Raw genomic sequence first — 7639 nt, forward strand, 5'->3', positions numbered from 1 at the left:
CAAATTAAGTCGATGAATTTATTTAATTATATACAGAAAAATAAGAGAGTAGTAGTTTTTATTGCTTTTCTTTTAGTTAGCTCTTTAAGCTCTTTTGGACAAACAGTTAATAAACGTTTGTATCTATCAGATCCAGCACAAGCTTTAGACCGAATAGATCCTGTTGCTACTTCCGATTTAACAACAAGTCAAACAGCTACATTATATAAAAATGCTGCAACATTAGTAACTTCAGGGACAGTAAGTACAGCGAATGGAGGAACGGCATCCTCTATATCAACATCTTACACAGTAGCTACTGGAACTAATAGATTATTAGTTGTGGGTATTGGTTCAGTGCCAGTTTCTCCAGTTACGAGTGTAACTTTTAATGGAGTTGCATTAACTAAACTTTCCCAAATTGCAAACGCTACAACTTCTAAGGCGGAAATATGGTATTTAATTGCGCCGCCTCAAGTTACAGCTAATGTTGTAGTGAATTGGACAGGTACGGTAGAAGCTTCTGTGGGTATTGCTAATTTTGTAAATGTAGATCAAATTAATCCTTTTGGAACAGTTGCTACTTCAACACAAAATGTTACTTCCCCTTTTAATTATACTGTTGCTTCCAATATTGGAGATATTATTTTTGATGTTGTAGCTAAAAACGGAAATTCACCTGCAGTTACTACTGGACAAACGTTGATTTTTGGTTCAGGAACAAATAGTGTTAAAGTAGCGTCTAGTTACAAAACTGCAACTGCAGGGACTACTGCAATGAGTTGGACATCATCTGGTTCAAGTGCTGCTTGGAGTGGAATAGGTGTTGCAGTAAAAGGTTTTTCTAACGATGATGCCATTTTTACTCAAACCCCTAATTTTTGTTCTAATTTTATTGTAAAGAGTGGTTCTACAATTACAGTTAGAGCTTTTGCTTCAGTTGTAACAGGTTCAATAACGAGTCCGGCACCCGTTACGGCACGATTAAGTTATAATGGTATTTTATTTTTCAATTCAAATTCTGCAACATGGAATAGTACTAATAACACATTTACTTGGACAGGAACAGTGCCCTCTGATGTAACTATACCTTCAGGCCAAGCAGTAACCTTAGCTATTGAAAGTGATTTAACTTCAGCAACTTTTAAGATAGATTACGATAGCAACACAAAACCTTCTTATGTAGAGTTACCTACTAGTACTTATATTAATGTTTCCAATATTGCGGTTTACAATGCTCCTTATCCAGGAGGTAGTATAGTTACTAGCGGTTCTGCTAACCAAACTTATTATGTGAGAACTACAGTAACAGACCCTTTTGGTTCAAGTGATATTACTGGAGAAAGTGTTGCTATTACTGGACCTTCTTCTTATAGTAATTCTGGTTCAGCAACAGTAGTAAATACAGCCACTTGTTCAAAAATATATGAATATTCATGGACAACACCATCACCTTCAGGTTCTTATTCAATAACTGCTACTGCTAATGAAGGAACAGAAGGAATAACTCATGCTGCAAATACAACGTTTTCTATTTTAGCTCCTGGCTTAAGTGTTTCAAAAGTTTTGACTACACCTGCATCAGGTCCTTATCAAATAAATAATAATCTTGTCTACACTATAACAGTTACAAATACAGGAACCATAAATTATACTTCAGTTCCCTTAAGTGATACCTTCAATCCTTCATGTCTTCAATTTGTTTCGGCTACAGTAACACCAACATCTACAACAAGCGGACAATTAAATTGGACTAATTTAGGAGCTTTAGCTGTTGGAAATTCACATACCATACAAGTGACAATGAAAGTATTGGCTAATTGTGATCCTGCTAGTAATACAGCTACGGTTTCTGGGGCAATTGATGCTTTAAGTAATGTTTCTGGAACTTTTTCATCAACGGTTAATACCAATATTGATGTTCCACCAGTTGCTAATAATGATACTTATTCGTGTGTTAGTGGCTCAACAGCTTTAAATGTATTGGCAAATGATACAGATGGTGATAATCATGAAAATACGTTTACAGTTTCAATTGTATCAGCACCAGCAGCTTCAATAGCCACTTTATCGATAAACCCAGATAAAACCATTCAGTTTGTTCCTGGTCCATCAATTGTTGAAAATAGTACAATAACTTTTATTTACAGAGTTTGTGATGTTACCAACTTATGTAATCAAGCAACTGTTACATTGTTTTATTCAAGTGTAAACAATCCACCTGTTGTACTGAATCAAAACTTAAATTTAAGTCCAGATTTACCACATATTATTTCTGTTTTAAGTGGTGCTACTGATGCAGATGGGACTATTAATATTTCATCCTTAACGATTTCACAACCTCCAACTAATGGTGTTGCTTATGTTAATTCAAACGGAACAGTAACCTATGTACCTAATCCAGGTTTTGAAGGTTCAGATGTATTTAAATATAAGGTTTACGATACAGGTTGCCCCGGAGCACCAACATTTAGTGAAGGAACGATAACAATTAATGTTTTTTCAGCATTTTATGCTTGTGTATCAAGTGTAAGCACAGTAACAGTTCCCTTTAATCCTGAAGCGGATAATTATATTTGGACATTACCATCGGGAGCAACAATTTTATCAGGTAATAACACAAATTCTATTCAAGTCAATTGGAGTGGAGTGCCAGCTGGAGAACATCAAGTATGTGCACAAACTTCAAATGAATGCGGGCTTTCAGCTACTGAATGTGTTACAATTATTTTAGGGCAAATTTCATTATCAGCAACACCTACAAATGTGGGGTGTTTTGGAACAAGTACAGGAGCTATTGATTTAACGGTTTCTGGTGGATTTGCTCCATATACTTATAGTTGGTCCAATGGTGCTCAAGTACAAGATCCAAATAATCTTAGTGCTGGTAGTTATACCGTAACAGTGACTGATTATAAAGGATGTACAGCAACATTAACTCAAGTCATAACTGCACCTGCTAGTGCAATCTCGGCTACTGCTGTAATAACAGATCAAAATTTAAATACTTCTACTTTTGGAGCAATAGATTTAACAGTTACTGGCGGAACTTCTGGTTATACTTATGCATGGAGTGGTCCAAGTGGATTTACTGCTAGTACTCAAGATATAACAGGACTTGTAGGTGGTACTTATACCGTTATAATTACAGACGCAAATGGTTGTAAGATAACTAAATATTACACTGTAAATAGTATTGGAGCACCATTGTCAATTGCAGCAATTATTCCAACAAATGTTAACTGTTTTAATGGGACAGATGGAAGTGTAAACTTAGAAATTATAGGAGGTACAGCGCCATTTACTTATAGTTGGACAGGGCCTTCATCTTTCACTGCTAATACACAAGATATTTCTAATTTACCTATTGGAACTTATAATGTAACGGTTACTGATGCTACTCTTGCTTATGTTACTTCAAGTGTTCAAGTTACGGGGCCGGTTTCAGCTCTTGTTGCTACTTTAGTTCCAACCAATCCTTCATGTTCTGGTATTAAGAATGGTGCTATTGATTTACAAGTTTCAGGTGGAACTGCTCCATATTCTTATACATGGTCAAATGGAGCCTCAATTGAAGATTTAAGTAACTTACAAGCAGGAACTTATACAATTGTGATTCGTGATACAAACGGTTGTACCTTAAATAGAAATGTAACTTTAACCGCACCAGCTCCTTTAGCAATTAATTCGGTTATAGTTGATAATAAATGTGGTACTTCAAACTCAGGTAGTATAAATGTAACAGTTTCTGGAGGTACTGCGCCCTATTCATTCTCTTGGACAGGTTCAAATGCCTATACAGCTTCTACAGAAGATCTTACGAGTTTACCAAGCGGAATATATTCTTTAATTGTAACAGATGCTTCAGGTTGTCAAATAGGAACAACTTTAGTGGTTGATACTGTATGTATTGGAGTTTCCAAAATAATTGAAGGAACTCCTATTAACAATGGAAATGGTACTTATACTTTACAATATGTTATAAAGGTTCAAAATTATGGCACAACTGATTTGCAGGATGTACAAATTACTGAGAATTTAAATAGTACTTTTTCTGGCGCTACGCAATATTCAGTTGCTAGTATATTTTCATCTACATTACCAGTAAATACATCTTTTAATGGTAATTCTAATCAAAACCTATTACAAAGTGGTTTTACACTATTCCAAAATCAATATGGTTTAATATTATTAACAGTAACAGTAACACCAGGTTCAAATTTAGGAGCTTATAACAACAATGTTACTGCTACAGGTAATAACGGTAGTGGTGTAAATGTTTCAGATATTTCTACAAATAATAGCAATCCTGATCCAGATAACGATGGTCCTGGAAATGATAGTACTGCAACTCCAGTAACCTTTACAGAAAACCCATTAATTGGAGTTGCTAAAGCACTTACTTCTGGACCAATTAATAATGGAAACGGAACTTATGATATTTCCTTTACAATTTTAGTTTCTAACCTTGGAGATGTACCGTTGACTAACGTTCAGGTAACAGATAATTTAACTACTGCTTTTGCAGGTTCAACGGTTCAAGTTTTAGGATTAACATCAACTACATTGTCAGTTAATAGTTCTTATAACGGAACTTCAAATATAAACTTATTAAGTTCTGGTAATAACTTAGCTATTAATTCAAATGGAACTATCGTTTTAAATGTAAGAGTAACTCCAAACGCTAGTGGAACATTTGAAAATACAGCAGTTGCATCAGGAACTTCTCCAAGTGGCAACACAGTTTCAGATAATTCGCAAAATGGTAATAATCCAGATTCAGATAATGATGGTATTGCAACAGATAACAATGATCCAACTCCAATTACCTTCCCTGAAAATCCTTCAATAGGTATAGCTAAAGCTGTTACTTCTGGACCAACAAATAACGGAGACGGAAGCTATACTTTAACATATACTATTAAAGTTAAAAATACTGGAGATGTTCAATTAAATAACGTTCAAGTTACAGATAATTTAGCATCAACATTTTCAGGAGCTACTTTTAGTGTTACTTCTTTAACCTCTGCTGGACTTTCAGTAAATACATCATATAATGGTTCTTCAAATATTAATTTATTAACAGGTTCTAATACTTTAGCAATTGGATCAGAGCAAACAATTGTATTAACTGTTACAGTTACTCCTGCTACTAACTTAGGGTCATTCAATAATACGGCTATCGGTAATGCTCAAAGTACTAGTGGTACATCAGTGTCAGATAATTCGACTAATGGTAATGATGTAGATCCAGAGAACAATGGACCAACAGATAATAGTGATGTAACACCAGTTTCATTTACTGAAAATCCTTCAATTGGTGTAGCCAAAGAGGTAACTTCAACAGTAAACAACGGAAATGGAACACACACTGTTGTATATTCAATCAAAGTAGAAAATACTGGAGATGTAAGGTTAAATAATGTAAACATTACAGAAAATTTAAGTACTGTATTTTCTGGAGCTACTGCATTTAGTGTTACAGGATTAACATCTTCAACATTAACAGTTAATCCTTCATTCAACGGAACTTCAAATACTCTTTTATTAGCAACAGGTAATTCGTTATTTGTTAATCAATCAGGTACGATTACATTAACATTACTTGTTACTCCGGGTACTAATTTAGGTACTTATAATAATTCAGTTGTTGCAACAGGAACTTCTCCTGGTGGTTCATCGGTTACTGATAATTCGAATAACGGGAACGATGTTGATCCAAATAATGATGGTGATCCAACAAACGATACTTCTGTTACTCCATTACTATTTACAGAATCTCCATCCTTAGGAATTGCAAAAGCTATGACAGGTTTTGTTGATAATGGAAATGGTTCTTATAATGTAACGTATCAAATTACGGTAAGTAATACTGGAGATGTTCAATTGCATAACTTAACTCTTGATGATAATTTAGGAGATACTTTTGCTAATGCCACTTCTTTCAATTTTGTTTCTTTAACAAGTGCTAACTTTAGTGTAAATACTTCATACAATGGAACAACTAATACTGCCCTTTTAAATGGTTCAGATAGTTTGAATGTGGGACAAACTGGTACTTTAACATTAGTAGTGAACGTAACGCCTAGCGATTATAACTCACCTTATGAAAACTCAGTATTTGGTACGGCTGTTTCACCTACTGGTAATCTTATATTTGATGTGTCTCAAGACGGTTTAGATGTGGATCCAGATAATGATGGTCCTGAAGACAATAATGTACCAACACCATTGATTTTACCACGTTTGGTAATTGCATCAACAAAACAAGTAACCTCTTGTATACTTCCAATGGGTGATGGAACTTATACAGTTAATTATTCAACAGTAGTTTCAAATATTGGTGAGGTTAATCTAGTAGATGTTCAATTAGAAGATAATTTAACTATTGCTTTTGGAACTTACACTAATGGAACCCCAACAGCTGCTGGCCAGTATACGATTTCAACTCCACCTCAAATTGTTTCGATAGGAGCGGGATCAATATTACATACTAACTCTTCTTATTCTGGTTCAGGAGGACAAATTGGATTGTTAAATTTAACTTCTGGAGATCATATAGCTCCTGGACAATCAGCTACCGTTACTTTTACGGTTCAGTTTATTCCAGCAGTTGGAGTTACAACTTTTGCTAACCAAATTACGGCAAAAGGAGATAAATATGAAAATGGTGTTGCCAATGGAATGTCTGTAGATTTATCAAATAATGGCACAATTGCAGACCCAGATAATGATGGCATTGCGAATCAAAGTTTAGATCCAGATAATAATATTTTTATAGAAAACAATGCGGTTACAACTTTTGAAGTGCTTCCATGTGATACGAATACAGATCCTGCATGTAAGCCACAAACACCAGGCCCAATTACCGCATCAAGTAATAATACATGTAATGTTACCCAAATTACTTATTCCATTGCTCCTGTTTTAGGTGCAACCTCTTACCAATGGACAATTCCTGCTGGAGGTACTATAACTTCGGGTCAAGGAACAACCTCTATAACAGTTGATTTAGCTTCAACTTATTTTAATGGTAATGTATGTGTTGAAGGTGTTAATAATACTTGTGTTAGCCCAGCGCCTTCATGCTTAACTGCAAATATTTTTGCTTGTATTGTTGCAGTTGATGATACTTATGGACCTTTTAATGGTTACACAGGAGGTACAACAGCTTCTGTATTAGTTAATGATACAATAAATGGTGTTGTGGTTAATCCTTCTGATGTTACAGTATCTGGCGTAACAATTCCTTCTGGCTTTACTTTAAATTCTGACGGTACGATAACTATAGCTTCAGGTACAACTTCGGGAACTTATACACTTTCATATCAAATTTGTGAAGTTGTAAATCCTACCAACTGTGATACAGCTGATGTTACTATTACAATTGCAAATGTAATTGATGCTGTGGATGATGCTTATGGTTCAATCAATGGTTATACAGGAGCAACAACCGCTTCGGTACTAACAAACGATACGTTAAACGGAGTACAAGTAAACCCATCTGAGATTACCTTAACACCAAATACGGTTCCAACAGGATTGACTTTAAATGCAAATGGTACTATTACCATTGCACCAGGCACTCCAGCAGGAACCTATACAGTTACTTACACGATTTGTGAGGTATTAAATCCAAGCAACTGTGATACAGCAGATG

General features: G+C 35.0%; 1 protein-coding gene. It reads left to right on the plus strand.

The annotated features are described in order from the left end of the window. Positions 1 to 12: 12 nt before the first annotated feature. A partial coding sequence (locus tag V7P59_RS08645; RefSeq protein WP_333809764.1) for a beta strand repeat-containing protein occupies positions 13 to 7639 on the plus strand: 7627 nt, incomplete at its 3' end.

This window comes from Flavobacterium sp. (assembly GCF_036782315.1).
Classification (GTDB): Bacteria; Bacteroidota; Bacteroidia; order Flavobacteriales; family Flavobacteriaceae; genus Flavobacterium.